12 protein-coding genes are annotated in these 13,595 nt (G+C 59.0%); 7 read left to right on the top strand and 5 right to left on the bottom strand.

Translation table 11 applies throughout. The annotated features are described in order from the left end of the window. Positions 1-35: 35 nt before the first annotated feature. From AACY31_RS01915 to hisF, 6 genes are all read left to right on the top strand, one after another. Positions 36-2,366, top strand: a complete 2,331-nt coding sequence (locus AACY31_RS01915) for a hypothetical protein (protein WP_339503755.1) — start codon at positions 36-38, stop codon at positions 2,364-2,366. A 179-nt stretch (positions 2,367-2,545) separates the two neighbouring features. Next, positions 2,546-3,139, top strand: coding sequence for an imidazoleglycerol-phosphate dehydratase HisB (hisB, locus tag AACY31_RS01910; protein ID WP_003186751.1), 594 nt, complete (start codon positions 2,546-2,548; stop codon positions 3,137-3,139). Next, positions 3,139-3,777 carry an imidazole glycerol phosphate synthase subunit HisH gene (hisH, locus tag AACY31_RS01905; protein ID WP_339503753.1) on the top strand — a complete coding sequence of 213 codons (639 nt, stop codon included), beginning with the start codon at positions 3,139-3,141 and terminating at the stop codon, positions 3,775-3,777. The genes hisB and hisH overlap by 1 nt, the downstream gene beginning before the upstream one ends. Next, complete coding sequence (locus AACY31_RS01900) at positions 3,777-4,031, top strand: DUF2164 domain-containing protein (RefSeq protein WP_003186749.1); 255 nt, start codon at positions 3,777-3,779, stop codon at positions 4,029-4,031. The genes hisH and AACY31_RS01900 overlap by 1 nt, the downstream gene beginning before the upstream one ends. Positions 4,032-4,073: 42 nt before the next feature. Continuing rightward, positions 4,074-4,811 (top strand): 1-(5-phosphoribosyl)-5-[(5-phosphoribosylamino)methylideneamino]imidazole-4-carboxamide isomerase, encoded by a 738-nt coding sequence (gene hisA / locus AACY31_RS01895; RefSeq protein ID WP_339481121.1) that lies wholly within the window; start codon positions 4,074-4,076, stop codon positions 4,809-4,811. Between the two features lie 9 nt (positions 4,812-4,820). After that, positions 4,821-5,591 (top strand): imidazole glycerol phosphate synthase subunit HisF, encoded by a 771-nt coding sequence (gene hisF / locus AACY31_RS01890; RefSeq protein ID WP_339481120.1) that lies wholly within the window; start codon positions 4,821-4,823, stop codon positions 5,589-5,591. Between the two features lie 29 nt (positions 5,592-5,620). Here the strand turns inward: hisF and AACY31_RS01885 are convergent, their stop codons facing one another. Then, on the bottom strand, positions 5,621-7,132 hold the full coding sequence (locus AACY31_RS01885) for a trypsin-like serine peptidase (RefSeq protein WP_339503751.1): 1,512 nt from the start codon (positions 7,130-7,132) through the stop codon (positions 5,621-5,623). A 217-nt stretch (positions 7,133-7,349) separates the two neighbouring features. Here AACY31_RS01885 and AACY31_RS01880 point away from each other — a divergent pair, with 217 nt between their 5' ends. After that, a complete protein-coding gene (locus AACY31_RS01880; RefSeq protein ID WP_339481117.1) occupies positions 7,350-8,105 on the top strand; it encodes a substrate-binding periplasmic protein in 756 nt (251 codons plus the stop codon). Between the two features lie 170 nt (positions 8,106-8,275). Here AACY31_RS01880 and AACY31_RS01875 read toward each other — a convergent pair whose 3' ends face one another. From AACY31_RS01875 to gpmI, 4 genes are all read right to left on the bottom strand, one after another. Further along, the gene (locus AACY31_RS01875) at positions 8,276-9,055 is read right to left on the bottom strand and encodes a divergent polysaccharide deacetylase family protein (protein WP_339503749.1); all 780 of its coding nucleotides are present in this window, start codon (positions 9,053-9,055) and stop codon (positions 8,276-8,278) included. A 1-nt stretch (position 9,056) separates the two neighbouring features. After that, a complete protein-coding gene (locus AACY31_RS01870) occupies positions 9,057-10,373 on the bottom strand; it encodes a S41 family peptidase (protein WP_339503747.1) in 1,317 nt (438 codons plus the stop codon). A 32-nt stretch (positions 10,374-10,405) separates the two neighbouring features. Further along, positions 10,406-11,698, bottom strand: coding sequence for a murein hydrolase activator EnvC family protein (locus AACY31_RS01865; protein ID WP_339491356.1), 1,293 nt, complete (start codon positions 11,696-11,698; stop codon positions 10,406-10,408). A gap of 239 nt (positions 11,699-11,937) precedes the next feature. Then, on the bottom strand, positions 11,938-13,467 hold the full coding sequence (gpmI, locus tag AACY31_RS01860) for a 2,3-bisphosphoglycerate-independent phosphoglycerate mutase (RefSeq protein ID WP_339481111.1): 1,530 nt from the start codon (positions 13,465-13,467) through the stop codon (positions 11,938-11,940). Positions 13,468-13,595: the final 128 nt, after the last annotated feature.

The following is a 13,595-nucleotide window of genomic DNA, read 5'->3' as shown; positions in this document are numbered from 1 at the left end:
CCCGTCTCTCATGTTGAACACTCAGGTGATTGTTTATGAATGGCGAAATGGAAGAGATTCCTGATAGTTCAATCACCGAAAGAAAACTCGTGCGCCGCCTGTCAGCGCACATCGGAAGTTTGTTCAATTCTGTCTCGGAGATGCTGGCGGATACAAAGGTTGATTATTCAGCAGTGTCCGCGGGAGATATTATTCTGGCGCAAGGCTTTCGATACAAAGTTGTCGCAGCGGCAGAAACACATGATCTAGTAACCGCTGCTGGTTTGAAACTTTGCGTGCTTCCAGATGCGTCGGAGCGGATGTCGATTTCAGCATTCGGCGCGGATCCCACGGGAGAAGAGGACTGCCTGCTGGCTCTGCAAAAGGCCGCGCGTGCTGCCAACGAAGCTGAGGCAACCCTGGTCGCGAGGGGCAGGTTCAAGCTATCAGGTGGAGGCACCGTTGAGTTGACCACCGATTGTGATTTTTCCGGGGCCACATTTGAATGTTCAGCGTGGTCTGGACGTTTTGTTTTTGGACGTCAGGATGCAGGTTTGACATACGGGCCCGATACAGCCGTGGTCAGGGGTTTGAAAGGATCTGAAAACCTCGACGCCGGATCACTGCGTTTCTCTGGGTGGATGGGGCGCCCGGAAGTCAGCGACAGCTTTGTCATCATCACTACCGAGCAGGATTTTTATACGTATCGGGAAAACGTGCAGAAGCGAATCGAATTAAACAGGGTCTACAAGGATGGCGTAGTGTCGTCGCCGCTAAGGTACTCGCTGGCAGGGGTCGGTATTTCCTCCGTTAAGGTTTTTCGAATGGAACGGCGCCGTCGTACGGTAAAAGGGTTGACGCTCGATATACGCAATAACAGCATCTCAAATGAGTTTGTGCGTGTGGCGACCAGTTTGCTCGACCTGGACGTACGTTTTATCCAGGATGAGGATGTCTATACTCCGCGAAACCCCACATACGTGCATTTTTATGAATGTTGTCAAGTTAGCGCTCGTATGGAGATGCAATGGGCGATTCGCAACAGTGCATTCAACTACGCTTATAACTTTCAACTTGGCTATTGTTATGACGTGGACATAACCCCGCATGCCGAAGGCGAAGGATGGGGCGCTACGGGGAGCAATCTTTGTCAACGAGTCACTTATCGAGACGGTGTACTCAGCCGTGTCGATTTTCATCAGCCATTTATGGAATGGCTACGATTGCGAAACATGGTCGTGGGCCACTCGGGTATTCTCGTCACTGCTCTGGGTGACCTGGATCTGGATACGGTCACGTTCCACGCTCGTAGAATGGCGAATACCAGTACTGGATTTGTGAAGAGCAGGGGTGATACGGGTGGTTTTTGCGACGGCGATCTGTTGATGCGTAACGTCAGGGTAATCGCCCCCAAAGATGTCGGAGATCTGGAGCTGCTTCAGCACACCCAAAATTCAGGCGATACGGCTAAGCCCGCTGATAGCCCCATTGAATACCGTTTTTGGCGCAGGATTATGGTGGATGGCTTGGAATACAGGTCCCAATTGACTACGCCCCAACGGCACTGGATCAGGCCCGGCAAAATTCAATTCAGCGGAACACCTATTGCAATCTGCGAAGAGTTCACGCTTCACAATGCCCATGGTACCGGGCTTAACGTAGACGTGAATCTGAATGGCAGAACCCCTTCAAAAGTCGGGACGTTCCCGCTCAAGCTTGACCTCGAAAATATTGTCGGTGAGAGCATTTCCACCTCGGGCAATGCCCCGGGCTTTAGAGTCATTGCATCCATAAGGAACTGTCGTGGTGTTGGTCAGCAAGACGGGGTTGCCCTCAAGCCACAGGCTCCCGGTGAATACACAGTGACGGGCGGTTGCCTCTCCAGATTCGACTGTTCCGGTACTCAAGCCCCCGTTGCACCCGTCTTGCTCCAGGCCTACGGCGTGCTTGTGGTTGATAGTAGAGATGGAAAAGACTTAGTCGTCGCAGATGAACAATGCGATCTACGTCTGGTGGACTGTACCTTCTATGTTTCAACGCAGAGCAAGCTGCCTTCATTGCTTGCAGCTTTGCTGGAGCGTCCGCGGTTCTTTGTCGATGGCGTCAGGAAAGTCTGGTCGCTTGGCGAGGACTTGGGCGGTCAGCCGGGTAACTTTGAGTTGCCTCATCCCCCGCGTGCCGGGCAAAACGTCAGATTGGTAATGGGGCGAACCGGGAACTCAACAGAGACTGAAGTTGAATTGCGCGTACCTCCTGTTGGGAAACGCACGGTATTTGCCGGGGTCCGTGGGGACGACGAACCAGGTTTGGGAGTTCTGCATCGCACTGCAAATACCACCATTGCCGCGATGGGCCCAGTCCACTTCAGATATATGCGTCTTGGATGAGACGTTCGCGGACGCTGTGTTGACGGAGCGAATTTCAAACGGGATGGCTTGTATGGACATGTCTATCACCGACAGCCCGGGATTCAGCCCGTCACCGATCTCACCTCTTGTGTTTCTGTTTGCCGCTCGCGCCCCTATAATGGCTGCCTTTTTCGCCCAATGATTTTGCGGAGCTGGTGATGGCCGAACGTAAGGCGTCTGTCGAGCGCGACACTCTGGAAACCCAGATCAAAGCCTCGATCAACCTGGATGGCACCGGAAAGGCCCGGTTTGATATCGGTGTGCCTTTTCTTGAGCACATGCTGGACCAGATCGCCCGTCATGGGCTGATCGACCTGGACATCGTCAGCAAGGGCGACCTGCATATCGACGACCACCACACGGTGGAAGACGTCGGTATCACCTTGGGCCAGGCCTTTACCAAAGCCATCGGCGACAAGAAGGGCATCCGTCGTTACGGCCATGCCTACGTGCCGCTCGATGAAGCGCTGTCGCGCGTGGTCATCGATTTCTCCGGCCGTCCGGGCCTGCAGATGCATGTGCCGTACACCCGCGCCACCGTCGGCGGCTTCGACGTTGACCTGTTCCAGGAGTTCTTCCAGGGCTTCGTCAACCACGCCAACGTGACCCTGCACATCGACAACCTGCGCGGGCACAACACCCACCACCAGATCGAAACCGTGTTCAAGGCTTTCGGCCGCGCGCTGCGCATGGCCGTTGAGCTCGATGACCGCATGGCCGGCCAGATGCCTTCCACCAAGGGCGTCCTGTAATGCAGACGGTCGCGGTTATCGACTACGGCATGGGCAATCTGCACTCGGTGGCCAAGGCCCTCGAGCACGTGGGCGCCGGCAAGGTGCTGATCACCAGCGATGCGGACGTGATTCGCGAAGCCGACCGGGTGGTGTTCCCCGGCGTCGGTGCGATTCGTGATTGCATGGCCGAGATTCGTCGCCTGGGCTTCGACAAGCTGGTGCACGAAGTCAGCCAGGACCGTCCGTTTCTCGGCATCTGCGTGGGCATGCAAGCCTTGCTCGAAAGCAGCGAAGAGAACGACGGCGTCGATTGCATTGCCATGTTCCCAGGCCAAGTGAAATTTTTTGGCAAGGGCCTGCATGAAGACGGCGAGCACCTGAAGGTTCCGCACATGGGCTGGAATGAAGTGAAACAGACGGTGGATCACCCGCTGTGGCACAACATCCCGGACCTGGCGCGTTTCTATTTCGTGCACAGCTATTACATCGCGGCCGGCAATGCGCGGCAGGTGGTGGGCAGCGGTCACTATGGCGTCGATTTCGCCGCGGCCCTGGCCGATGGTTCGCGCTTCGCCGTGCAGTTCCACCCGGAGAAGAGCCATACCCATGGCCTGCAGCTGTTGCAGAACTTCGCAGCGTGGGACGGGGGCTGGTAATGGCCCGCAAGAAGCCGCCGATCCTCACCCTCACGCCCGAGCAGGAGAGTGAAGCGAACCGCAAGATCCAGCGGTTCATGGAGGAACGTTTCGAACTGGACCTGGGTTCGTTCGAAGCAGCGGAAATTCTTGACCTGTTTACCCGCGAAATTGCTCCGCACTATTACAACAGGGCGATTTTCGATGTGCAGACGCACCTTAAAGAAAGGTTCGAAAGCATTGAAAGCGACTTGTGGGCGCTCGAGAAAAACTGATTTTCGAGCCAAGCTGAATATTCGTATTTGAAGGTTTGCCAGATGCTGATTATCCCCGCTATCGATCTCAAGGACGGCGCTTGCGTACGTCTGCGTCAGGGCCGCATGGAAGACTCCACGGTGTTTTCCGATGACCCGGTGAGCATGGCCGCCAAGTGGGTGGAGGGCGGCTGCCGTCGCCTGCATCTGGTCGACCTGAACGGCGCCTTTGAAGGGCAACCGGTCAATGGCGAAGTGGTCACGGCCATTGCCAAGCGCTATCCGAACCTGCCGATCCAGATCGGCGGCGGTATTCGCTCGCTGGAAACCATCGAGCACTACGTCAAGGCCGGCGTGAGCTACGTGATCATCGGCACCAAGGCGGTGAAGGAGCCTGAGTTCGTCGCCGAAGCCTGCCGGGCTTTCCCGGGCAAGGTCATCGTTGGCCTGGACGCAAAAGACGGTTTCGTCGCCACCGACGGCTGGGCTGAAGTCAGCACCGTACAGGTGATCGACCTGGCCAAGCGTTTCGAAGCCGACGGCGTGTCTGCCATCGTCTACACCGACATCGCCAAAGACGGCATGATGCAGGGCTGCAATGTCCCGTTCACCGCCGCCCTGGCCGCCGCCACGAAAATCCCGGTCATTGCTTCCGGTGGCATCCACAACCTGGGTGACATCAAGGCGCTGCTCGACGCCAAGGCGCCGGGCATCATCGGTGCGATCACCGGTCGCGCGATCTACGAAGGCACCCTGGACGTCGCCGAGGCCCAGGCCTTCTGCGACGCCTACAACGGCTGAGGACTCACCATGGCGCTGGCCAAACGCATCATCCCTTGCCTGGACGTGGACAACGGCCGGGTGGTCAAGGGCGTCAAGTTCGAGAACATCCGTGACGCTGGCGACCCGGTGGAAATCGCCCGTCGCTACGACGAACAGGGTGCGGACGAGATTACCTTCCTCGACATCACGGCCAGCGTCGATGGCCGCGATACCACGCTCCATACCGTCGAGCGCATGGCCAGCCAGGTATTCATCCCGCTGACCGTGGGCGGTGGTGTACGCACTGTGCAGGACATCCGCAACCTGCTCAATGCCGGTGCCGACAAGGTGTCGATCAACACCGCGGCGGTGTTCAACCCGGAATTCGTCGGTGAAGCGGCCCAGCGCTTCGGTTCGCAGTGCATCGTTGTGGCCATTGACGCGAAGAAGGTCTCTGGCCCGGGCGAAACCCCGCGCTGGGAAATCTTCACCCACGGCGGTCGTAAAGCCACGGGCCTCGATGCCGTCGAGTGGGCGAAGAAGATGGAAGGCCTGGGCGCCGGTGAGATTCTGCTGACCAGCATGGACCAGGACGGCATGAAAAACGGTTTCGACCTGGGCGTCACCCGCGCCATCAGCGATGCCCTGGGCATTCCGGTCATCGCCTCCGGCGGCGTCGGCAATCTGCAGCACCTGGCCGATGGCATCCTTGAAGGCCATGCCAGTGCGGTACTGGCGGCGAGCATTTTCCACTTTGGCGAATATACCGTGCCGGAAGCCAAGGCCTACATGGCGCATCGCGGAATCGTCATTCGATAAGCGTGCACAGACAAGCCCCGGTGCTCACGTCAGGGGGCAACCGGGGTGGCGTTTTGTGCGCCAGTCGTAGGGCTCAGCACGTCGACCCTCGGCTCGGATGCCTGTCCGGATTTGTCGTAGGCGATGGTGCAGAACTTCATCGGCAGTTCTGCATCCGGAAACCAGAAATCCATGTCGGTGTCGGTAGAATATTGCTCATCCCTTGAACAATCTGTGGTGTCCAGCGGGCCAAATTTGACGGTGTAGGTCCGGTACTCGTTACCGCGTGCCAGCTCCACACCGACTCCGCTGCTGATCGACAAATCGGGCTGCGCCGTTGGCGTGTCATCGAGGACTTCCACCGCAAGGGATAGTCCATTCTTGAGGAGTCCGACCTGCGCTCCTTGAGTCGCGGAATCAACGCCAAGAATGCAAAGGAAATAGAAACCGGGCTGGGTGCCAATCTCGCTGTTGATAAACGCGTCGTTAGAACTTATCGCGTCGCTGTAGTAATGGCCACTTTCGCAGTCCTTCGCAGCGCGCACGGTCTTGTGGCGATAAAAAGCGGTGCTGATGGAGAAGTGGTAATCCCATGTCGGAATCTCCGTTGTCCCGTCATCCCGTTTTTTGAGCCTCTTGTACCTTGCCGGCTCGTTGGTATCAGCACTCACGGTAAACACTGGATAAAGCGGGCAAGAGGAAGTTGCCTCATTGGCAATGTGGCCTTGTACAAAGCATCCGTTGAGAAAGATTGTCGGGTTCCCATAAACGTTTTGGGGAATGGCTTTATAGACATCCCCAACCCGCGTACAGGGTGCATTTTCGTCGCATGGAGCGAAACCGGCCGCCTGGTTACCGGTGCCTATTACGCCTATTATCTCGTTGGAGTGACGATCAAGAATCGGCCCCCCTTCACTGCCGCCGGCTATATCCTGACAGCGCGTCATCACGTTGTTTCGCCATACCCATGGGCCTTCCACTATTTCCCGAGCAGGCTGCAAAGTGCAGGCAGCCATGCGCAATGTGATTTTGTTGAAACCCAGTGGGGCACTCACGATCAGAACATCAGTCCCGTCGGCAGGCTTTTGTCGGGCCAGCTCCAGGGGCTGTATACCTTCCTCGATGAGTTTCTGAAGGCTGACGTCCAATTCTATGATCGCCAGATCAACGCCTTGCATACTGCTCCATGCCACCTTTTTCAGCGCGTAGGTTTTGAATAATTCGGTGTCGGCGAAGTAATCGAACTGCATGACCCCGCTGACCGGTTTATCCGTCACGATGTTGCCGTTGCCTTTTTCGATACAGTGTCCTGAAGTAAGTACATAGGCGGGTGTTGGTTGGGGTACCGATGCATCCTGAGTGTCGAGGAGCGTCGCGGTACAAAAGCCGTCGGTAAACAGGCGTCCGACGCCTCGCCAGTGGTTGTGTGATCCATCCGCGTTTTCAAGAACCTTTGAGGCCGTAAAATTTTGCATGCCTTCGCCTAAGTCCTGGCTGTGGGCGATACCCTGCAAACTCAGCGAGCAGAACAGGCCGGTCAGCAGAAAGAAGATCGATTTCATCGAGTGACACCTTTGGTTAGTTGAATGAAAACCGGCAGTGGCCGGTGTTCTCCAATTAATCAGGTAGGGGCTGACGGTTGGCGGTAAATAGTTACCTCAACGGTGAGAGTGCTCTATTATATTTTGAGTCGTTGAGCCGCCTGGGCAGCAAAGGGCTGTGGACATGCTCGCGGGCCCGAGGCACTCTTGGGCACGCCATGGATTCGGGTAGCCAGACATGTTCAGACGCATTCTTTTGGTTCTTGCCAGTGCCTCTTTGTTGTTCTTCAACGGGGCACAAGCTCAAGATCGCCGTGACGTCGGCCTGGTGTTGCTGACGGAAAATTTCCCGCCCTACAACATGGCCAAGAATGGCAAAAACTTCGCTCAGGACGAGAACATCAATGGCATCGCGGTGGATATTGTCCGCGAGATATTCAAGCGTGCCGATATCAGCTACAGCCTGACGCTGCGTTTCCCGTGGGAGCGAATTTATAAACTGGCCCTGGATAATCCCGGGTACGGCGTGTTTGTCACGGCGCGATTGCCCGAGCGTGAAAAACTCTTCAAATGGGTCGGTCCGATTGGTCCGGACGACTGGATCATGCTCGCCAAGGCCGACAGCAAGATTTCCCTGGACTCGTTGGAGCAGGCGCGTCAATACCGGATCGGGGCCTATAAAGGCGACGCGATTGCCGAGACATTGGCCAGGCAGGGACTGAAGCCGATTGTCGTATTACGGGATCAGGACAACGCCAGAAAACTGGTCAGCGGCCAGATCGATCTGTGGGCCACCGGGGACCCGGCCGGGCGATACCTGGCGCGTCAGGAAGGGGTGGACGATCTCAAGACCGTGCTGCGGTTCAACAGTGCCCAGTTGTACCTGGCGTTGAACAAAAACGTGCCCGACGACGTGGTCGCCCGCCTTCAAGCGGCCCTGGATGAGCTGCGCAAGGAAGGTGCGGTGGACGCGATCATGGCGCGCTATCTCTGAAGACTGCGCCACCGCTATCGCGAGCAGGCTAGCTCCCACGCTGGATCTGCGGTGGGCACATGACTTTCGACCAACCCGCTCCCACAAGGTTGCTTGGGGGTTCACAGGTGCGGTGCCTACCATAGGCCCACTGTGGGAAATTGCTCGCGATGGCGGCAACGCGGTCGCCGCTACCGATAAACCCCATCTTTCCCATGCCCGGCCATCGCGCGATTGCTGCGCAGGCTGATCATCGATTGGATGTCGATCCACTCGATGCCCTGGGCCTGGAGCCGGGGCAGTTCGCGTTCGAGCACCGCCAGGGTCTGTGGGTAGGGATGGCCGATCATCACGGCCGAGCCTTGCCGGCGAGCCAGGTCGATGGCGGTTTGGAGCTGGTGGGCGATGGCGACTTCGGTGCGCTCGTCGTCCAGGAACACGTCCCGCGACACACTGGCGAGGCCGATTTTCTGCGCCTCGGCGGCGGCGACTGTCTGGGCGCTGGTGCGGCTGTCGACGAAAAACTTGTGTCGCTGCTGTAAATTCGCCATCAGCCAGGTCATGGCTTGGGGTTGGGCAGTCATGCGGCTGCCCATGTGGTTGTTGATCCCGCTGGTATAAGGCACGGCAGCGAACGCGGCGTCGAGGCGCTTGCCCAGCTCTTCGATGGGCAGCTCCGGATGCCAGGCGAACGGTCCGGTGGCCGGGTCCATGGGCATGTGCAGCATGACCAGTTTGCCGGCACGATGGGCTTCGCGGGCGAATTCGGCGGCGTGGGGTGTGTCAGGCATGATCGCGGCGGTGACCGGGCCGGGGAGGGCCAGTACCCGGCGATCCCGAGGCAGGTTTTGCCCCAGGTCATCGATGATCAGGCTCAGGTAGGCCTTGTGCGGCGAAGAGGGTGTGGCAGGCGCCGCGTTAACGGCGCCCGTCAGCAGGCACAGCAGGATGAAGGTGAAACGCAGGCTCATCTCAGCGGCCGGACGTGATGTTCAACCCTTTGAGCAAGCTCAAGGCCTGGGCCAACTGGTAGTCGTCATCCTGTGGCATTGGCTTGGCCTTGACACCGGAAACGGTCGGTTTGTCGGCGCCGCCGTTGCCATTGCCCAGGTGACCTTGCAGGTCGGCTTCCTTGAAGTATTCGCTGTCCTGCTCGTTGGTGATCTTGGCCTTGCGCACCTCGATGTCCGGGACGATGCCCTGGGCCTGGATAGAGCGGCCGTTGGGCGTGAAGTACAGCGCGGTGGTGATTTTCAGGGCGCGGTCGTTGTTCAGTGGCAATACGGTCTGCACCGAGCCCTTGCCGAAACTGGTCGTGCCCATGATCACGCCACGCTTCTGGTCTTGCAGAGCGCCGGCGACGATTTCCGATGCCGAGGCGCTGCCGCCGTTGATCAGTACCACCATTGGCACGGCTTCGCTCAGGTCGTTGCCGGTGGCCGAGAAGCGCAGCTCGGAATTGGCGATGCGACCCTTGGTGTAGACGATCAGGCCCTTGGTGATGAAGTGATCCACTACTTCCACTGCCGATTGCAGCACGCCGCCGGGGTTGTTGCGCAGGTCCAGGACCAGGCCATTGAGCTTCTTGCCGTTGTCCTTGCGCATCTTGGCCAGGGCCTTGGCGACTTCTTCGCCGGTCTTGACCTGGAATTGGGTAATGCGGATATAACCGTAGCCCGACTCCAGCAGCTGGCTCTTCACACTCTTGACCTGGATGACCGCCCGCGTGAGGGTCACATCGAACGGCGCGCCACCGTTGCGCACCAGGGTCAGGGTGATCTTCTGGCCGATCTTGCCGCGCATCTTGTCCACGGCTTCGGTCATGCTCTGGCCGCGGGTCGGCTGGCCGTTGATCTTGACGATGAAGTCACCGGCCTGGATGCCAGCCTTGGAAGCGGGTGTATCGTCGATCGGCGAAACCACTTTGACGAAACCGTCTTCGCTGCCGACTTCGATGCCCAGGCCGCCGAATTCGCCGCTGGTGCTTTCCTGCAGCTCGGCAAAGTCCTCTGGCCCCAGGTAGGCCGAATGCGGATCGAGGTTGCTGAGCATGCCTTTGATGGCGTTCTCCAGCAGCATCTTGTCATCCACAGGTTCGACGTAGGCGGCCTTGATCCGGTCCATGACCTCGGCAAAAGTGCGCAGTTCGTCCAGCGGCAGCGGGGCCTTGGTGGTCGCGGCTGTGGCGGCGGGTGCCGACGGGGTCGGTTCGGCGGCGAAAGCCAGGGGCGCTGCGATCACAAGGGCGATCGTCAGGGTCAGCGAGGTAAGGCGGGACAAATGCAGCATGTCGAACGAACTCCTTAATAGGATGGGCGCGCTTATCCTTGCGCACGACACCATTGGGCCGGGTCACTGGGGCGACCCTGCTGACGAATAGCGAAATACAGTGCTGGCATCTGCTGCCCGCCACTGTTACCGACCGTGGAAATGGACTCACCGGCCTTGACCACATCCCCTGCGGACTTGAGCAGCGTCTGGTTGTGGCCGTACAGGCTCAAATAACCGTTGCCGTGATCCAGGATCACCAGCAGGCCGGCACCGCGCAGCCAGTCGGCGAAGACCACGCGCCCGCCATGAACGGCATGCACCTGGCTGCCAGCGGAGGCGCTGATCATCACGCCGTCCCATTTGGTGCGGGTGTCGCCGCCGCGGGTTTCACCAAAGCGCGCCAGTAATCGACCATTGACCGGCCACGGAAGTTTGCCGCGAGTCGAAGCAAAAGCACCGCCAAAGGTTTCGCCACCACTGGAAACCAGCGCGCCGGGGCTTGATTTCATCGACTTGCGCGGCGCTTGGCCGGCGTCCGCGTCGGCCTGGGCTTCACGCAAACGCTTTTTTTCGGCTTGCTGCTGGGCGATCAGCGCTTTCTGGCGCGCTTCTTCTGCCTCTCGGGCCTGGCGGGCCAGGGTTTCTTCGATGGTTTTCAACACCTTGGCCAGCTGTGCCTGGTCCTGCTCGCGGGCCTTGAGCTTGCTGTCGCGAGCCTTCACGTCGTCATTGAGCTTGGCCAGGGCCACCTGGCGTTCCTTGCGAACCTTCTCGAGTTCTTCGCGCTGGGTGTCGAGGCTGCTTTTTTGCACCAGCAACTGGGCTTGCTGCAGTTCGATGGTTTTTTCGACATTGGCCAGTTGGCGCAGGGTTTCGTTGAAGCTCTTGAGCTGTTCCAGGCGTGCCTGGCTCAGGTAATCGTAATAAGTGAGGGTACGGGCGAATTTCTCGGGGTTCTGCTGGTTGAGCAGCAACTTGAGGTATTCCTGGCGACCGTTCTGGTAGGCGGCCCGAGCCTGGATGGCAATCAGCTTTTGCTGTTCAGTGCGCGCGCTCTGGAGTTTTTTTTTCTCTCCATCGAGTCGCTGCAACTCGGATTCGCTTTTTTTCAGCTCTTTTTGCAGGGACTCGACCTGTTTCTCCAGATCGCCCATCTCGGTCTCGGTGCCGCGCAGGTCTTTCTGCACGCTGGATTTCTCTTCCTGCAACTTGCCCAGCAGCTTTTTCAGCTCGGCAATGTCCTGGCGCGTGGCTTCCAACTGCTGTTGGGTTTGCGCGCGCTCGTCGGCAAAGGCCGGTTGGAGCAGGCAGGTCAGAGCGAGGGCTATCAGGACGCGAAGCATAGAGGCGGGCGACACCAGGGAAAGGGACGGCCTAGTATGCCCGCCCCACGCCGCAAAAAAAACGCCCATTTGGGGCTGTGTGATAACTGGAGCGGTGCAGGGTGGTCATTTCCCGCCAACCCCCAGTGGGAGCAAAGCTTGCTCGCGATGACATCAGCCCATCCAACAAAGATGCAGATTGTCAGATTGCTATCGCGAGCACGCTTTGCTCCCACTGGGTTTGCGGATTGATGGATCAATCAGACCAGGATCGACGTCCCGGTCATCTCCGCCGGCTTCTCCATGTCCAGCAACATCAGCATGGTCGGTGCCACGTCAGCCAGCACCCCGCCGTCGCGGACCTTGAAGTTGCGCTTGCCAACATAGATGAACGGCACCGGTTCGGTGGTGTGGGCGGTGTGGGCCTGGCCGGTGGATTCGTCGGACATCTGCTCGACGTTGCCGTGGTCGGCTGTGATCAGGGCTTCGCCGCCGACCTTTTCCAGGGCTTCGACGATACGGCCGACGCAGGTGTCCAGGCACTCCACGGCCTTGACCGCTGCCTCGAACACACCGCTGTGGCCCACCATGTCGCCGTTGGCGTAGTTGACCACGATCACGTCGTAACGCTGGTTCTCAATGGCGTCGACGATGCGGTCGGTCACTTCCGGCGCGCTCATCTCCGGTTGCAGGTCGTAGGTGGCGACTTTTGGCGAGGGGATCAGAATGCGTTCTTCGCCCGGGAAGGGTTCTTCACGGCCGCCGGAGAAAAAGAACGTCACGTGGGCGTACTTTTCGGTCTCGGCGATGCGCAGTTGGGTCTTGCCGTTCTTCGCCAGGTAGTCGCCCAGCACGTTTTCCAGGCTGCCGGCGGCGAAGGCCGATGGCGCGGGGATGCTGGCGGCGTATTGGGTCAGCATCACGAAACCGGCCAGTTTCGGCTGGCGAGCGCGTGCGAACTCCTTGAAGTCGTCTTCGACAAACACGCGGGTCAGTTCGCGAGCGCGGTCGGCGCGGAAGTTCATGAACACCACGGCGTCGCCGTCTTCAACCTTCACCGGCTCACCGATGGTGGTGGCCTTGACGAATTCGTCGCTTTCGCCGCGCTCGTAGGCGGCTTGCAGGCCTTCCTGGGCGGTGGCGGCGTTGAATTCGGCGCTGCCGTCAACAATCAGGTTGTAGGCCTGGGACACGCGGTCCCAACGGTTGTCACGGTCCATGGCGTAATAGCGGCCAATGAGACTGGCGATGCGCCCTTTGCCGAGTCCCTGGAACGCTGCGTCCAGGCGTTCGATCGACGACGTGGCACTTTTCGGTGGCGTGTCGCGGCCATCGAGGAACGCGTGCAGGTAGACCTGCTCGGCGCCGCGCTTGAAGGCCAGTTCGGCCATGGCGATCAGGTGGTCCTGGTGGCTGTGCACGCCACCGTCGGACAGCAGGCCCATGAAATGCACGGCCTTGCCGGCGGCCACGGCTTTATCCACGGCGGCGCAGATGGTCGGGTTTTCGAAGAACTCACCGTCGCGGATCGATTTGGTCACGCGGGTGAAGTCCTGATACACCACGCGGCCGGCGCCGAGGTTCATGTGGCCGACTTCGGAGTTGCCCATCTGCCCGTCAGGCAGGCCGACGTCCATACCGCTGCCGGAGATCAGGCCGTTGGGCACGGTGGCCCACAAACGGTCCAGCACTGGCTTGTTGGCCGAATACACGGCGTTGGATTCGTGGCTGTCACTGTGACCGAAGCCGTCGAGAATCATCAGGACCAAAGGTTTAGGCGTGGTAGTCATGGAATCCACTCGTGGCGGGTTAATAAAGAAGACGATGCAAAAGGGACGGGCAGTTTAAAGGTAAGTTCCGACGGCGTCACCGCCGGGCGGGGTTTGGCCGGCCTTGTGTGCTGTGTATACTGGCCGAC

The organism is Pseudomonas sp. RL_105y_Pfl2_101, assembly GCF_963970585.1.
Taxonomy (GTDB): Bacteria; Pseudomonadota; Gammaproteobacteria; order Pseudomonadales; family Pseudomonadaceae; genus Aquipseudomonas.
This window is presented reverse-complemented; position numbering and strand designations above follow the sequence as displayed.

Coding starts and splice junctions, on each gene's coding strand:
- AACY31_RS01915 (WP_339503755.1), top strand. CDS start 36: ATGAATGGCGAAATGGAAGAGATTCCTGATAGTTCAATCACCGAAAGA.
- hisB (WP_003186751.1), top strand. CDS start 2,546: ATGGCCGAACGTAAGGCGTCTGTCGAGCGCGACACTCTGGAAACCCAG.
- hisH (WP_339503753.1), top strand. CDS start 3,139: ATGCAGACGGTCGCGGTTATCGACTACGGCATGGGCAATCTGCACTCG.
- AACY31_RS01900 (WP_003186749.1), top strand. CDS start 3,777: ATGGCCCGCAAGAAGCCGCCGATCCTCACCCTCACGCCCGAGCAGGAG.
- hisA (WP_339481121.1), top strand. CDS start 4,074: ATGCTGATTATCCCCGCTATCGATCTCAAGGACGGCGCTTGCGTACGT.
- hisF (WP_339481120.1), top strand. CDS start 4,821: ATGGCGCTGGCCAAACGCATCATCCCTTGCCTGGACGTGGACAACGGC.
- AACY31_RS01885 (WP_339503751.1), bottom strand. CDS start 7,132: ATGAAATCGATCTTCTTTCTGCTGACCGGCCTGTTCTGCTCGCTGAGT.
- AACY31_RS01880 (WP_339481117.1), top strand. CDS start 7,350: ATGTTCAGACGCATTCTTTTGGTTCTTGCCAGTGCCTCTTTGTTGTTC.
- AACY31_RS01875 (WP_339503749.1), bottom strand. CDS start 9,055: ATGAGCCTGCGTTTCACCTTCATCCTGCTGTGCCTGCTGACGGGCGCC.
- AACY31_RS01870 (WP_339503747.1), bottom strand. CDS start 10,373: ATGCTGCATTTGTCCCGCCTTACCTCGCTGACCCTGACGATCGCCCTT.
- AACY31_RS01865 (WP_339491356.1), bottom strand. CDS start 11,698: ATGCTTCGCGTCCTGATAGCCCTCGCTCTGACCTGCCTGCTCCAACCG.
- gpmI (WP_339481111.1), bottom strand. CDS start 13,467: ATGACTACCACGCCTAAACCTTTGGTCCTGATGATTCTCGACGGCTTC.